This window comes from Streptomyces sp. NBC_00370 (genome assembly GCF_036084755.1).
Lineage (GTDB): Bacteria > Actinomycetota > Actinomycetes > Streptomycetales > Streptomycetaceae > Streptomyces.
This window is the reverse complement of sequence record NZ_CP107968.1, coordinates 5497684-5510921: the sequence shown is the minus strand read 5'-3', so window position 1 is coordinate 5510921 and position 13238 is coordinate 5497684. Positions and strand designations below refer to the sequence as shown.

At 71.0% G+C, this 13238-nt stretch carries 13 protein-coding genes; 4 read left to right on the top strand and 9 right to left on the bottom strand.

Features of this window, described 5'->3' with window-relative positions:
* Nucleotides 1-9 precede the first annotated feature (9 nt).
* From OHS57_RS24650 to OHS57_RS24630, 5 genes are all read right to left on the bottom strand, one after another.
* The gene (locus OHS57_RS24650) at nucleotides 10-342 is read right to left on the bottom strand and encodes a TadE/TadG family type IV pilus assembly protein (RefSeq protein WP_041985084.1); all 333 of its coding nucleotides are present in this window, start codon (nucleotides 340-342) and stop codon (nucleotides 10-12) included.
* 99 nt (nucleotides 343-441) lie between these two features.
* Entirely contained in the window at nucleotides 442-903 is a 462-nt protein-coding gene (locus tag OHS57_RS24645; RefSeq protein WP_078863441.1) for a TadE family protein, read from the bottom strand.
* A 2-nt stretch (nucleotides 904-905) separates the two neighbouring features.
* Entirely contained in the window at nucleotides 906-2168 is a 1263-nt protein-coding gene (locus OHS57_RS24640; protein WP_041985087.1) for an AAA family ATPase, read from the bottom strand.
* A 7-nt stretch (nucleotides 2169-2175) separates the two neighbouring features.
* On the bottom strand, nucleotides 2176-2889 hold the full coding sequence (gene cpaB / locus OHS57_RS24635; RefSeq protein ID WP_328583372.1) for a Flp pilus assembly protein CpaB: 714 nt from the start codon (nucleotides 2887-2889) through the stop codon (nucleotides 2176-2178).
* A gap of 57 nt (nucleotides 2890-2946) precedes the next feature.
* Nucleotides 2947-3891, bottom strand: a complete 945-nt coding sequence (locus OHS57_RS24630; protein WP_328583371.1) for a hypothetical protein — start codon at nucleotides 3889-3891, stop codon at nucleotides 2947-2949.
* Nucleotides 3892-4350: 459 nt separating this feature from the next.
* Between OHS57_RS24630 and OHS57_RS24625 the strand changes: the two genes are divergently transcribed.
* Entirely contained in the window at nucleotides 4351-6087 is a 1737-nt protein-coding gene (locus OHS57_RS24625; RefSeq protein WP_443042958.1) for a chitinase, read from the top strand.
* A gap of 188 nt (nucleotides 6088-6275) precedes the next feature.
* Nucleotides 6276-7316 (top strand): chitinase, encoded by a 1041-nt coding sequence (locus OHS57_RS24620; RefSeq protein WP_443043095.1) that lies wholly within the window; start codon nucleotides 6276-6278, stop codon nucleotides 7314-7316.
* An 89-nt stretch (nucleotides 7317-7405) separates the two neighbouring features.
* Here the strand turns inward: OHS57_RS24620 and OHS57_RS24615 are convergent, their stop codons facing one another.
* The 3 genes from OHS57_RS24615 to OHS57_RS24605 are packed head-to-tail and all read right to left on the bottom strand — an operon-like array spanning nucleotide 7406 to nucleotide 9653.
* Nucleotides 7406-7843: a RidA family protein gene (locus tag OHS57_RS24615; RefSeq protein ID WP_328583369.1), complete on the bottom strand. Its 438-nt coding sequence runs from the start codon at nucleotides 7841-7843 to the stop codon at nucleotides 7406-7408.
* Nucleotides 7840-8601, bottom strand: a complete 762-nt coding sequence (locus OHS57_RS24610; protein WP_328583368.1) for an IclR family transcriptional regulator — start codon at nucleotides 8599-8601, stop codon at nucleotides 7840-7842. Before OHS57_RS24610 ends, OHS57_RS24615 begins: the two co-directional genes overlap by 4 nt.
* Nucleotides 8598-9653, bottom strand: coding sequence for a sugar kinase (locus tag OHS57_RS24605; protein ID WP_443043094.1), 1056 nt, complete (start codon nucleotides 9651-9653; stop codon nucleotides 8598-8600). Before OHS57_RS24605 ends, OHS57_RS24610 begins: the two co-directional genes overlap by 4 nt.
* 208 nt (nucleotides 9654-9861) lie before the next feature.
* Between OHS57_RS24605 and OHS57_RS24600 the strand changes: the two genes are divergently transcribed.
* Both OHS57_RS24600 and OHS57_RS24595 read left to right on the top strand, forming a co-directional pair.
* On the top strand, nucleotides 9862-11160 hold the full coding sequence (locus tag OHS57_RS24600) for an alanine racemase (RefSeq protein ID WP_328583366.1): 1299 nt from the start codon (nucleotides 9862-9864) through the stop codon (nucleotides 11158-11160).
* A 20-nt stretch (nucleotides 11161-11180) separates the two neighbouring features.
* A complete protein-coding gene (locus tag OHS57_RS24595; RefSeq protein WP_328583365.1) occupies nucleotides 11181-12803 on the top strand; it encodes an N-acyl-D-amino-acid deacylase family protein in 1623 nt (540 codons plus the stop codon).
* A gap of 24 nt (nucleotides 12804-12827) precedes the next feature.
* Here the strand turns inward: OHS57_RS24595 and OHS57_RS24590 are convergent, their stop codons facing one another.
* Entirely contained in the window at nucleotides 12828-13175 is a 348-nt protein-coding gene (locus tag OHS57_RS24590) for a DoxX family protein (protein ID WP_041985109.1), read from the bottom strand.
* Nucleotides 13176-13238: the final 63 nt, after the last annotated feature.

The window sequence follows — 13238 nt, the reverse complement described above, 5'->3', positions numbered from 1 at the left end:
TCCGCCGGGTCAGTTGCCTGGCATGGGCATGGTCGAGCTGCGCCGGGCGGTCCCCCAGTCGACACCCGGCACCAGTGTGGGGACCTTGATCGTGGCCGTGTACGTCGCGCTGTCGCCCCCCGCGCCGCCCGAGATGGCGGGGTGCAGCCAGCCGCTGACCGCGTTCTGGCCCGCAGACTCGGGGGACTGCTTCTGGTCCTGCTGGTCCTGGCTCGCCACCCGCGCCGCCACCCGCGCCGCCGTGCCCGCCTGGTTCGCCGCGTACGCGGCGAGCCCCAACTGGATGGCCAGCAGCGCCACTATCAGCAGCAACGGGATGAAGCCCAGGTATTCGATGGCCACTTGGCCCGACTGACCCGACTGACCCAACCGCCGGGCTTCTCCGGCTTCCCGGGCTTCTCCGGCTTCCCGGGCTATTCCGCGACGTGCCCTGCGCATCCCTCAGCCCTCCTCTACCGACGCCGCGCTGCCGTGCACCGTGAACGGCCAGTCCAGCGCGCCCGGCACCAGCACCGGTACCTTCAGCGCCACATCGGCGCGGTACAGGCCGCCGGACGCACCGCAGTTGAACGTGCCGGACCACGCGCTCGGCAGGTCCTCCTGGGCCGCCGCCGCGCACGCACCGCCCGTCGCCCCCACCCGCGCTCCGACGTCGGCCGCGTTGCCGGCGAGGATGAAGGTGTAGCCGATCAGCGCGCACTGCCACATCGCGACGCAGATCAGCAGGATCAGCGGGGTCATGCCGACGAACTCGATCGCCGTCTGCCCCCGGTCGCGGTCCCGGTGCCCGGTGCCAAGCAGACGACCGGCCCGAGGCAGTTGACCGGCCCCGGGCAGTTGACCGGCCCCGAACAGGGGGCGGCGCCGCCGTAAGCCCTTCGCCCGTACTCCCAGAGTTCCCATCGTCAGCCGTCCCCCTCCTTGGTTCCTCGTCTGCGCCGCAGCCCCACCGAGCCGCGGTCGCCCCGGAATTTGGTGGTGCGGTCGGCGCCCTCGGGGACCTTCACCAGGCCCAGTTCGCCGGCCAGGCCCCACAGCGCCTGCTTGACGACGCTCCGGCTCTCCAGGTCCTGGAGCCGTCCCGCGTCCACCACCGCCTGCAGCTCCTTGAAGTTCGCCGGGATCGCGGTCCCGACCAGCCGCGTCCCGGTGATCTTCTGGATCAGCGGCGGCTGGATCTCCGTCGTACGGGTGTAGCGGTTGACGACCGTCGTCGTCTCCTCCGCCTTGCGGATCTGGAGCCGGTCCCACATGCGCACCACCCGCTTCGCCGCCCGTACGGCGATCACGTCGGGGGTGGTGACCAGCAGCGCGATGTCCGCCATCTCGATCGCGGACGCGTTGGCGCTGGTCATCTGCGATCCGCAGTCGACCACCACCACCTCGTACCGCGCGCGCAGGGCGCTGACGATCTGCCGGCCCGACCGGTCGCTGACCTCCTCGCCGCGTTCGCCGTCGCCGGGCGCGAGCAGCAGCGCAAGACCCGTGGCGTGGCTGAACACCGCGTCGGACAGGACCCGTGGGGAGATGTCGGCGATGGCGGCGAGGTCGACGATCGAGCGGCGGAACTGTACGTCGAGGTACGAGGCGATGTCGCCGGCCTGGAGGTCCATGTCCACCAGCGCCACGCTGCGGCCCGACGCCTGCGCCGCGAGGGCGAGTTGGACGGCGACGACGGTGGTGCCCACGCCGCCCTTCGCGCCGGTGACGGTGACGACCGTGCCGCCGGGTCCGGTGAAGACGTCGGCGCCGTGGCCGAGGTGTCTGCGGACCCCGACGGACCACTGGGCAGCGGCCTGGAGCCGGTTGGCCAGTTCCTCGTAGCTCAGCGGCATGGTGACGAGGCCACGCGCGCCCGCGTCCATGGCGGCGGCGAAGACGCCCTGGCTGAGGTCGGTGGTGACGAGGATGACGCCGACCGACGGGAAGCGCAGCGCTATGTCCCGTATCAGTTCGAGCGCGGGCACCGGGCCGATCCGCTCGTGGACCAGGACGACTTCGGGCAGTTCGTCGAGCGATTCGCCGGCCAGCCGCGCCAGCAGGTCGATGAGCTGGGTCGAGTCGCCGACGGGCGGCGCCGGTTCCGCGTCGGGGAGCTGGCTGAGCAGGGTGGTGATCGAGCGGGCGGCGTCGGGATCTCCGACGACCGGGAGGATACGTGTCGTCATCGGGCGCTCACTTGTTCGCGTCTTCGCTGAGCTCGTACGTTCCCTCACCCGGGCGCAGCGTGGTGGGACTGCCGTCGGCCAGCAGGGCGAGGCGTACGTGATCGGCGAAGGACTCGGCGTAGGCGACGCGTTGGGCGTCGGTGGTGTTGAGGGCGAAGGTGATCGGCACTGCCTCGGTCGGGCCGCTGCCCCGGTCGTCCTGCTTGGGTTCGAGCGGGGTGAGCCTGCCGACGTCGATGACCCGGGCGTTGGCGACGATGATCCGGGACTGGTCCTTCTCCTTGTCGTTCTGGGCGGCGAACGTCGCGAAGATATTGACCGTGTCCCCCGGGTTGATCTTTCCGGCGACGCCCGTCGCCGCGTCGATCATGATGGCGATTTCCTGTTCGCCGCTCTCCAGTGCGGGACGTTTCACAATCATGTCGTCCTGGAGCAGTGAGCCCTTCTTGAGCTGGGTCACCGCGATCTTTCCGCTGACCACGGAGAGGTCCGTCACCGCGTTCTGGGAGAGCCAGCGCTTCGGCATCTTGATCTTCTTGAACTGCCCGTCCTGCAAAGGCGTGTACGGGGCGACATCCGCTTTCAGCTCATACGCCGAGACTTCGGGTCCGACCTTCGAATTGACGTCGCTGATCACCGAGAGGACACCGGCGAAAGCGCCGAAGGCGCAGAGGACCGAGAGGAGCAGAAGTATGATGCCGCGGCGTTGCCGTGAATTCATGAGCGGGACGACCTCGTTCGGGGACGTGGGGACGGCGTGGTGGTGGCTGACCTGCGGTTACGACCCGTGGCGCAAGGCTGCTCCCTGACTTCCGCGGGCTCCGCCGCCCAGGGCCCGTCTGCCCTGGCCGCCTTGGCTTCCCTGGCTTCCTTGGGTCAGGACACCGACCGCGCGGGTCTGGTTCTCGGGCGGCGCGAGCGGCGCCGAGCAGAATCCGCAACGGTCGCCTATGAGTTCGACACCGCACCAGGAACAGATCTCCCGGCGTACGGATGCGACGAGTTGGTAGAGCACCGTGATGTCCGGCAGGAAAGCGGCGAATTCGATCAGCTTCTGGGTGCCCCACCAGTCGGCCGAGTCGGCGGGCAGGACACATTCCTCGACTCCGCCGACCTGCCAGTGCGGGGCGAGCGTCGTCGTGGGCCAGTCGGACTGCGTCTGGCCTTTGGCGACGAGGAGTTGGGTGGCGAATTCAGGTCCGGTGAGTTCGCCCGCACCGATTTTGACCAACTGCGGTACGGGGCTGGCGAGTACGCCGAACTGGGCGCCGGGCACCCAGGACTTGGCGTGGCTCTTGAGGCTGACGGGGACCCGGTCGAGCTTGGTGACGGAGCCCAGCAGGGCCCCCGCGTAGATGTAGTGCGAGAGCAGCCGGGCGGCGGAGGCGACGACGCCGGCGCTGAAGTCGCAGACCGACAACTGCCGCAGCTGGCGGACGAGTACGGCGACGCCGAGCGGCGGGAGGTCGAGCTTCAGCAGCGCGATCCGGTCACTCTCCAGGACCGAGCGCACGGTGTGCAGCCGCCGTTCATGGGCGGTCGCGATGTTCGCCGGGTAGAGCACGACGACGTAGCCGTGGTGTTCGAGCAGGCCCTGCATGTCGGCGAGCGAGGCTTCCAGGGACTGGGTGTCCGGGGACGGCAGGAGCGCCGCCGTGGGCGTCTGGCGGTCCGTCGGTGGTAGCACCAGATCAGGGCTGGTGACAGCAATTGCGGTCGGCACGCTGGTTCCCCGTTCCGCTCCGGTCGCCGGAGTCCCGGCGACCGCAGATCTCTCCTGCTCCGTGCTCCTGTCCCAGCACTTTATCCACGTCCTCAGGCCCAGAGAACACTTTTAGGATGCGCGGTGCCACCGTCCGTACACAGCCACCGATGGCAAATACGGGCGAACCAGTCATGGGTTGACTCACGTATCAGGACTTGTCCCTTCTTGCCGAAGAGTTGACCCAACTCGGCCGCTTTGGGTCCGGGTTGGGGCCTCGGGCCCTCGCCACAGCTGTGCCCAGATCCGTACGTTCCCACTCGCCCCGGCGCTCCCACGGCGTCCCGCGCCGATCGGGCCGAAACCGGAACTGGCGGCGGAGGGCTTGACAAGTTTATTGGTCTGGACCAGTTTTACGCCCAACGGTGGCCACCGTTCCCGCTTTTCCGTACCTCCCCCCGACGCCAGCGGAGGCTTCAAGTGGAACGTGCACGCGCACACCGAAGACATCTGAGGAACTGGACAGGCCGCTCGTGGATCGGCGGTGCCGTGGCGGCACTGTCCGCCGCAGCGCTGACCATCACCGGACTCACCGGCACGGCGCAGGCCGCCGACATCAACGTCGCAAAGAACGGCGGTTACGAGTCCGGGCTGTCCAACTGGACCTGTTCGGCCGGGAGCGGGACCACTGTCAGCTCCCCCGTCCACGCGGGCGCGGCCGCCCTCCAGGGCACCCCCAGCGGGCTCGACAACGCGAAGTGCTCGCAGAGCGTCGCCGTCCAGCCCAACTCCACGTACACGCTCAGCGCGTGGGTGCAGGGCAGTTACGTCTACCTCGGCGCCTCCGGCACCGGGACGACCGACGTGTCGACCTGGACCCCCGGCACCTCCGGCTGGCAGCAGCTCTCGACGCGCTTCACCACCGGCGCCTCGACCCGGTCCGTCAGCGTCTACACCAACGGCTGGTACGGCCAGCCCGCCTACTACGCCGACGACCTGACGCTCGTCGGTCCCGACGGCGGCGGCGGCACGGACCCCGGCCCGCAGGTGCCCGCCACCCCCGGCGGCCTCTCCGTCGGATCCGTGACGTCCTCCTCGGTCACGCTCAACTGGGGCGCCGTGTCCGGCGCGACCGGCTACAACGTCTACCGCGCCGGGACCAAGGTCCAGTCGGCGACCGGCACTTCGGCCACGGTGACGGGCCTGGCCGCGAACACCTCGTACCAGTTCCAGGTGAGCGCGACCAACTCGGCGGGTGAGTCGGCCAAGTCGACCGCCGTGGCCGGCAAGACCTCGGCCGGCGGCACCGATCCGGGCAACCCCGGCAACCCCTCGGTGCCCAAGCACGCGGTGACCGGCTACTGGCAGAACTTCAACAACGGCGCCACGGTCCAGAAGATCAGGGACGTGCCGTCGCAGTACGACATCATCGCCGTGTCCTTCGCCAACGCGACGGCCACCCAGGGCCAGCTCGCCTTCAGCCTCGACCCGGCGGTCGGTTACGCGTCGGCGGCCGACTTCAAGGCGGACATCGCCGCGAAGAAGGCGGCGGGCAAGTCGGTCATCCTCTCCGTCGGCGGCGAGACGGGCAGCGTCAGCGTCAGCAACGACGCGTCCGCCACCGCGTTCGCCAACAGCGCGTACTCACTCATGCAGGAGTACGGCTTCAGCGGTATCGACATCGACCTGGAGAACGGCCTCAACTCCACCTACATGACGAAGGCGCTGCGCCAGCTCTCCGCGAAGGCGGGCCCGAGCCTGGTCCTGACGATGGCGCCGCAGACGATCGACATGCAGTCGACGTCCGGTGAGTACTTCAAGACCGCCCTGGCCGTGAAGGACATCCTCACCGTCGTCAACATGCAGTACTACAACAGCGGTTCGATGCTCGGCTGCGACGGCAAGGTCTACTCCCAGGGCTCGGTGGACTTCATCACCGCGCTCGCCTGCATCCAGCTCCAGGGCGGGCTCGCCCCGTCCCAGGTCGGCATCGGCGTCCCGGCCTCCACCCGCGGTGCGGGCAGCGGCTACGTCGCCCCGTCCGTCGTCAACAACGCCCTCGACTGCCTGGCCAAGGGCACCAACTGCGGTTCGTTCAAGCCGTCCACGACCTACCCGGGGCTGCGCGGCGCGATGACCTGGTCGACCAACTGGGACGCGACGGCCGGCAACGCCTGGTCCAACGCGGTCGGACCGCACGTCCACAGCCTGCCGTAGCCCGTTCTCGGCGGACGAATCCCGGCAGTGGCGCCGCCGCTCCCCCGGCGGCGTCACTGCGCGAGGTCTTGACAAGGGCAATGGTCTGGACCAACTTGGTGTCACAGCGGTGGCCACCGTTCCGTATCCCCGCAAGACTCTCCCCCCACGGAGGCCATGCAGTGCACCGGACAGAACGTTCACGCGGTATTCGCCGTCCCCACGGCCCTCGCATCCGCACGGCGCTCGCCGCGACCGTCGGCGTCATCGCCGCAGCCGCGTTCGCGCTGCCGTCGGCCCAGGCGTCCCCCAGCGCCCCCGCCGCCACCAAGGCCGCCCCGGCGAAGGCCGCCGCAACCGCGGCCGCGGTTCCCGCCCACGCCGTCACCGGCTACTGGCAGAACTTCAACAACGGAGCGGCCGTTCAGACGCTCGCCGACGTCCAGGACCAGTACGACATCGTCGCCGTCGCCTTCGCCGAAGCGACCGGCAACCCCGGCGAGGTCACCTTCAACCTCGACTCGGCGGGTCTCGGCGGCTACAGCGTCGACCAGTTCAAGGCGGACGTCGCGGCCAAGCAGGCGGCCGGCAAATCCGTGGTCATCTCCATCGGCGGCGAGACCGGCACCGTCTCCGTCAACGACTCGGCCTCCGCCGACGCGTTCGCCAACTCGGTCTACGGGCTGATGCAGGAGTACGGCTTCGACGGCGTCGACATCGACCTGGAGAACGGCCTCAACTCCACCTACATGACGCAGGCGCTGGAGTCCCTCGCCGCGAAGGCCGGTTCGGGCCTCGTGCTGACGATGGCGCCCCAGACGATCGACATGCAGTCGACGTCGGGCGAGTACTTCAAGACGGCGCTGGCCGTGAAGGACATCCTCACCGTCGTCAACATGCAGTACTACAACAGCGGTTCGATGCTCGGCTGCGACGGCAACGTGTACTCGCAGGGCTCGGTGGACTTCCTCACCGCCCTCGCCTGCATCCAGCTGGAGGGCGGTCTCGACCCGTCACAGGTCGGCATCGGCGTCCCCGCCTCACCGAGCGGCGCGGGCAGCGGCTACGTGGAGCCCTCCGTGGTCAACGCCGCGCTGGACTGTCTGACCAAGGGCACCAACTGCGGTTCGTTCAAGCCGTCCACGACCTACCCGGGGCTGCGCGGCGCGATGACCTGGTCGACCAACTGGGACGCGACGGCCGGCAACGCCTGGTCCGACGCGGTCGGCGCCCACGTGCACGGTCTGTAGCCCAGCCCGCAGGAACAGCACCACCCCAAGGGCCCCCCACAGGGCCGGCAGCGCCGCCGAACCTCACCCGGCGGCGCTGTCGCGCGTCGTCAGCCGAGCACGGCCAGCGCGTCGATCTCGATGAGCAGGCCCTTGGGCAGCCCCACATAGACCGTGGTGCGCGCGGCGGGCGGCGCCTGGAGGCGCTGCTCCTCGAAGTACGCGTTGTAGATCTCGTTCAGCTCCGCGAAGTGGCCGGTGTCCGTGAGGTAGACGCGCATCATCATCACGTCGTCCCAACTCGCCCCGCCCTCCTCCAGGATGGCCTTGACGTTGGCGAGGGTCTGCAGGGTCTGCTCGCGCAGCGAGGGGCCCGCGGGCGTCGGCGGCCGGCCCTCGACCGCGGGCAGGAAGCCGACCTGTCCCGCGACCTGGAGGATGTTGCCCTTGCGGACGCCGTGCGAGAACTTCGCCGGCGGGGCCGTGTGGGTCGACGGGGTCAGCGCCGTCTTGGGGGTGGTACCTGTGGTCTGTGCGGACTCGCTCATGAAGCTTCCTTGGTAGGGGTGTTGCCGGAGTACTCGCCGCTGATCGCTTCGGCGGTGCGGCGCACCAGCGGGAGCAGGGAGAGGAGTTCGTCGGCCGTGACGACGACATTGGGCGCCGAGACCGACATGGCGGCGACGACGCGGCCCTCCGTACCCCGGACGGGCGCGCCGACGCAGTTGATGGACTCCTCGTGGCCACCGAGGTCGGTGGCCCAGCCCTGTGCCCTGACGGTCGCCAGCTCGTCGAGGAACGCGGCGGCGTCGGGGGTCGAACGGGGCGTGTACATGGGGTAGTCGAGCCGCTGGGCGAGCGCTCTGCGCTCGGGCTCGGGGAGGTCGGCGAGCAGCAGCTTGGCGACGGCGGCGACGGTGAGCGCCACGGGCTTGCCGATACGGGAGTACATCCGCACCGGGTAGCGGCTCTCCACCTTGTCGATGTAGAGGACTTCGCCGTCCTCGTGGACCGCGAGATGGACGGTGTGGCCGCACTGTTCGTTGAGCGCGACGAGATGGGGGTGGGCGATCTCGCGGATGTCGAGGTTCTCGACGGCTTCCTGGGCGAGCGCGAACAGCCGGGCGCCGAGCCGGTACCGCTGGTCCTGCTGCCGGTAGACCAGGCCGTGTTCGTGGAGGGTACGCAGCAGCCGCAGCGCGGTGGACTTGTGGACGTCCAGCCGCTCGGCCACCTGGCCGAGGTCGGCGGGTCCCTGGGCGAGCAGCGGCAGGATGCTCAGCGCCCGGTCGACCGTCTGGCTCATGGCGTGGCCACCTCCTCAGCGGCCGCCGTCCAGCCGGGGCCCAGACGCAGTGTGCCCCATGCCGTGTCGTCGAGGGCGGCGAGCCGGTCGGCGTGCGCGCGGCCCGGCGGGGCGGCCAGGTCGGCGGCGACGGTGAGGGTGGCGGCTGCGGTGAGATGGCCGTGCCGCAGCCGTGCGGCCATCGGGAGGCCGCGCAGGGTCGCCGAGAGGAATCCGGCGGCGAACGCGTCACCGGCGCCGACCGGCGCGACGACGTCGACCCGCAGCGCGGGCACGGACGTGACGGTGTCGGACGGGGCGGTGTCGGACGGGGCGGTGTCGGACGGGGCGGTGTCGCCGGCGCCGGTCTGCCCCGGGGCCGCGTGGTAGACCGTGGCCCCCGCGCTGCCGCGCTTGACGACGACGGTGGCCGGTTCCGGCAGCGCCGCGCGGATCGCGTCCCCGCCGTGCAGGTCCCACGCGTCGGCCGCCTCGTCCTCGCCGACGAAGACCAGGTCGGCGCCGCGCGCCAGCTCCAGCAGGACGCGGGCGCTGGTGGCGTCGCGGGCACCGGACGCGTCGCGCCACAGCCCCGGGCGGTGGTTGACGTCGAAGGAGACCAGCGGGCGCCCCGGCCGCCTGGTGGTGATCTCGCGCATCAGGGCGAGACAGTCGGCGGACAGGGCCGCCGTGATCCCGGAGACGTGCAGCACAGTCCCCGACCACAGCCCTTCGACCGGCGTGTTGGCCGGGGACATCGCCGAGGCGGCCGAGCCCGCCCGGTAGTAGAGGACCTCATGGGTGTCGGTGGCGCGGTCGCCCGCCGTGCGGAAGTAGATGCCGGTGGGCCGGTCCGGGTCGCGGTGGACCCCGGTGGTGTCGACGCCGTACGCGGCGACGGCGTCGACGAGATGGTCACCGAACCCGTCGGCGCCGACCCGGCTGACCCAGCTCACGGAGTGCCCGGCGGCGGCCAGGGCACAGGCGACATTGGACTCCGCGCCGCCTATGGTCCGGGCGAAGGACGGGACGTCGGCCAGCCGGCCGGGGCGCGAGGGCACGAAGGTGACCATGGACTCACCGAGGCAGACGACCTCGGCTCCTGCGGTTCCGGTCACCCTGGTGCTCCTCCGCTGCGATCCATGTCGGTCCGTGTCGGTCCATGTCGGTCCATGTCGGTCCGCCGGCATTGACCCGGCGTCGGCTCGGATGTTAGACAATCATGAGCGTTATACGCAATGGGCGTTGCACATGTTGCAACGCCGGGGATCGGGAGGCTTCATGACCGCCGAGCGGCCGGCACAACCGCTTTCAGGACTGGCGCAGTTGCGTGACGAGCCCGTCGACCACCGCTTCAAGGGCCTCCCGCCGGACGCCGAAGGACTGACCGTGGGCGAGCTGGCGGCCGAGCGTCGCTCGCTGTTCACCGGCGGCTTCACCACCCCCGTACTTGCCCTGTCGGCCGAGTCGGTCGAGCACAATCTGGTGCTGCTGGAGACGTACGCCGAGCGGCACGGCCTGGCCTTCGCCCCGCACGGCAAGACGTCCATGTCGCCCCAGCTCTTCGAGCGGCAGCTCGCGCACGGCGCCTGGGGCATCACGGCGGCCGTCCCCCACCAGGTGCGCGTCTACCGCGCCTTCGGCGTCGCCCGTATCTTCCTCGCCAACGAGGTGGTCGACGCGGCTGCCCTGCGCTGGATCGCCGCCGAGCTGGACCGCGACCCGGGCTTCCGGTTCCTGTGTTACGTCGATTCCGTACGCGGTGTCGAGCTGATGGACGAGGCCCTGCGCGCGGCGGGCGCGACCCGCCCCGTCGAGGTCGTGGTCGAGCTGGCGGCCGGCGAGGGCGCGCGCACGGGTGCGCGCACCGAGGCCGACTGCGCCGCGGTCGCCGACGCCGTGGCCGCCGCCCGCACCCTGCGGTTGACCGGCGTCGCCGGGTACGAGGGCGAGGTGCCGGAGGCTGACGACGAGGCCGTACGCGACTGGCTGCGCCGGCTGACCGCGCTCGCCGCCGGCTTCGACCGGGCGGGCCGCTTCGACGGCGCCGAGGAGATCGTGATCAGCGCGGGCGGCAGCGCCTGGTTCGACGCGGTGGCCGACGTCTTCGCCGACATCCCGGATCTGACGCTGCCGGTCCTGAAACTGCTGCGCTCGGGCGCGTACATCTCGCACGACGACGGCCACTACCGCGAGATCACCCCGTTCAACCGGGTGCCCGAGGAGGGCGCGCTCCAGCCGGCGTTCCGACTGTGGGCGCAGGTCGTCTCCCGCCCGTCGGCGGGGCAGGCGTTCGTCAACGCGGGCAAGCGGGACGCGGCGTACGACCTCGACCTGCCGGAGGCGCAGGTCGTACGGGACGCCCGCACCGGCGCCGTCCGCCCGGCGGCCGGTATCGCCGTCGAGAAGCTGTCGGACCAGCACGGCTGGCTGACCACCTCGCCCGACGCCGTTCTGGAGGTCGGCGACTGGGTGGGGATGGGGCTCTCCCACCCGTGCACGTCGTTCGACAAGTGGCAGCTGATCCCGCTGGTCGAGGCGGACGGCACGGTCACCGACCTCGTCCGTACGTATTTCTGACCCGAAAGGCCCCCCGCACCATGGATCTCGTCCTGCGTGACGCCCGCGTCGCCGACGGCACCGGCGGCGCGTCGTACCGCGCCGACGTCGGCGTCACGGAAGGACGGATCAGCCGCATCCTGCGGGAGGGCGAGGGCCCGCGGCTGTCCGGCGCCCGAGTGGTGGAGGCCGCGGGTCTGGTCCTGGCGCCCGGCTTCGTCGACATGCACGCGCACAGCGACCTGGCGCTGCTCCGCGACCCCGACCACTCGGCGAAGGCGGCGCAGGGGGTGACCCTTGAGGTCATCGGCCAGGACGGACTGTCGTACGCGCCCGTGGACGACCCCGCCCTGGCCGAGGTGCGCAGGGCCATCGCCGGATGGAACGGCGGCGGCCCCGGCGACCCGTCCGTCGACTTCGACTGGCGCACGGTCGGTGAGTACCTGGACCGGCTCGACCACGGCTTCGACGGGCAGGGCATCGCCGTCAACGCCGCGTATCTCGTCCCGCAGGGCACGGTGCGGATGCTCGCCGTCGGCTGGGACGACCGCCCGGCGAGCGGCGCCGAACTGGACCGGATGCGCCAACTCGTCGCCGAGGGACTGGAACAGGGCGCCGTCGGCATGTCGTCCGGGCTGACCTACACCCCCGGCATGTACGCGGACGACGCCGAACTCACCGAGCTGTGCCGGGTGGTGGCGCGCTACGGCGGCTACTACTGCCCGCACCACCGGTCGTACGGGGCGGGCGCCCTCCAGGCGTACGAGGAGATGGTGACGCTCAGCCGCACGGCGGGCTGCGCGCTCCATCTCGCCCACGCCACCATGAACTTCGCGGAGAACGAGGGCCGGGCACCCGAGCTGCTGGCCCTGCTGGACCGCGCGCTCGAAGCGGGCGCCGACATCTCCCTCGACACCTATCCGTACACGCCGGGCGCCACCACGCTCGTCGCGATGCTGCCGAGCTGGGCGAGCGAGGGCGGCCCCGACGCGACGCTCGCCCGCCTCCAGGACCGGGCCGAGGCCGAGCGGATCCGGTACGCCCTGGAGGTGACGGGTTCGGACGGCTGCCACGGGGTGCCGATCGAGTGGGACACCATCGAGATCTCGGGCGTATCGGCGCCGGGGCTCGGCGCGCTGGTGGGCCGGACGGTCGCGGAGTCGGCGGCGCGCGCGGGCGAGGAGCCGTGGACCACGGCCCGCAGGCTGCTGGTCGAGGACGGGCTCGGCTCGACGATCCTCCAGCACGTCGGCCACGAGGAGAACGTCCGGCGGATCATGCGCCACCGCGTCCACACCGGCGGCAGCGACGGCATCCTCCAGGGCGCCAAGCCGCACCCGCGCGCGTACGGCACGTTCCCTCGCTATCTGGGCCACTACGTACGCGAGTTGGGCGTGCTGACGCTGGAGGAGTGCGTGGCCCGGCTGACCGGCCGTCCCGCGGCCCGGCTGCGGCTGCCGGACCGCGGTCTCGTACGCGAGGGGTACCGCGCCGATCTGGTCCTCTTCGACCCGGAGACGGTCGCCGCCGGTGCCACCTTCGCCGCGCCGCGCACCCTGCCGACCGGGATCCCGTACGTACTGATCGACGGCCGCTTCGTGATCGACGGCGCCCGCCGGACGGACGTCCTGGCGGGCAGGTCGGTACGCCGGACACGGATCTAGGGTCCGGCTCAGCAGATCCCCGGCTCAGCGGGAGGCGAGCCGCAGGACGAGCGCCACCACGGCGAGGACGACGAAGACGGCGGCGGGAGCCATCGCGTACGCCTTGGCCCGTACGTGGAAGATCAGCGCGCCGATGAAGTACAGGGCGACACCGACCGCCGCGGCGACGCCGAGGTACGGCACCCACAGCCCGGCGACGAGCCCGACGGCGCCCGCCGCCTTCAGCGTGGCGAGCCGGGGCAGCCAGCTGTCGGGCACACCCACGGACTTCATCGAGGTGACGACGGTCTCCTGGCGGGTGAACGTCGCGAAGGCGGACCCGGCGAGCGCGACGGCGAGCAGCAGACCGACGACGGCGTAGGCGATGAACACGGCAGACCTCTCGGGGGACGGACGAGAACCGGCTCAGCATGTGCCTGACCTCGGGCGGGAGGA

What these genes read in the sequence shown, in the direction of transcription:
- OHS57_RS24640 (WP_041985087.1), bottom strand. Translation starts at nt 2,168, where the DNA reads ATGACGACACGTATCCTCCCGGTCGTCGGAGATCCCGACGCCGCCCGC.
- cpaB (WP_328583372.1), bottom strand. Translation starts at nt 2,889, where the DNA reads ATGAATTCACGGCAACGCCGCGGCATCATACTTCTGCTCCTCTCGGTC.
- OHS57_RS24645 (WP_078863441.1), bottom strand. Translation starts at nt 903, where the DNA reads ATGGGAACTCTGGGAGTACGGGCGAAGGGCTTACGGCGGCGCCGCCCC.
- OHS57_RS24595 (WP_328583365.1), top strand. Translation starts at nt 11,181, where the DNA reads ATGGATCTCGTCCTGCGTGACGCCCGCGTCGCCGACGGCACCGGCGGC.
- OHS57_RS24610 (WP_328583368.1), bottom strand. Translation starts at nt 8,601, where the DNA reads ATGAGCCAGACGGTCGACCGGGCGCTGAGCATCCTGCCGCTGCTCGCC.
- OHS57_RS24600 (WP_328583366.1), top strand. Translation starts at nt 9,862, where the DNA reads ATGACCGCCGAGCGGCCGGCACAACCGCTTTCAGGACTGGCGCAGTTG.
- OHS57_RS24615 (WP_328583369.1), bottom strand. Translation starts at nt 7,843, where the DNA reads ATGAGCGAGTCCGCACAGACCACAGGTACCACCCCCAAGACGGCGCTG.
- OHS57_RS24605 (WP_443043094.1), bottom strand. Translation starts at nt 9,653, where the DNA reads ATGGTCACCTTCGTGCCCTCGCGCCCCGGCCGGCTGGCCGACGTCCCG.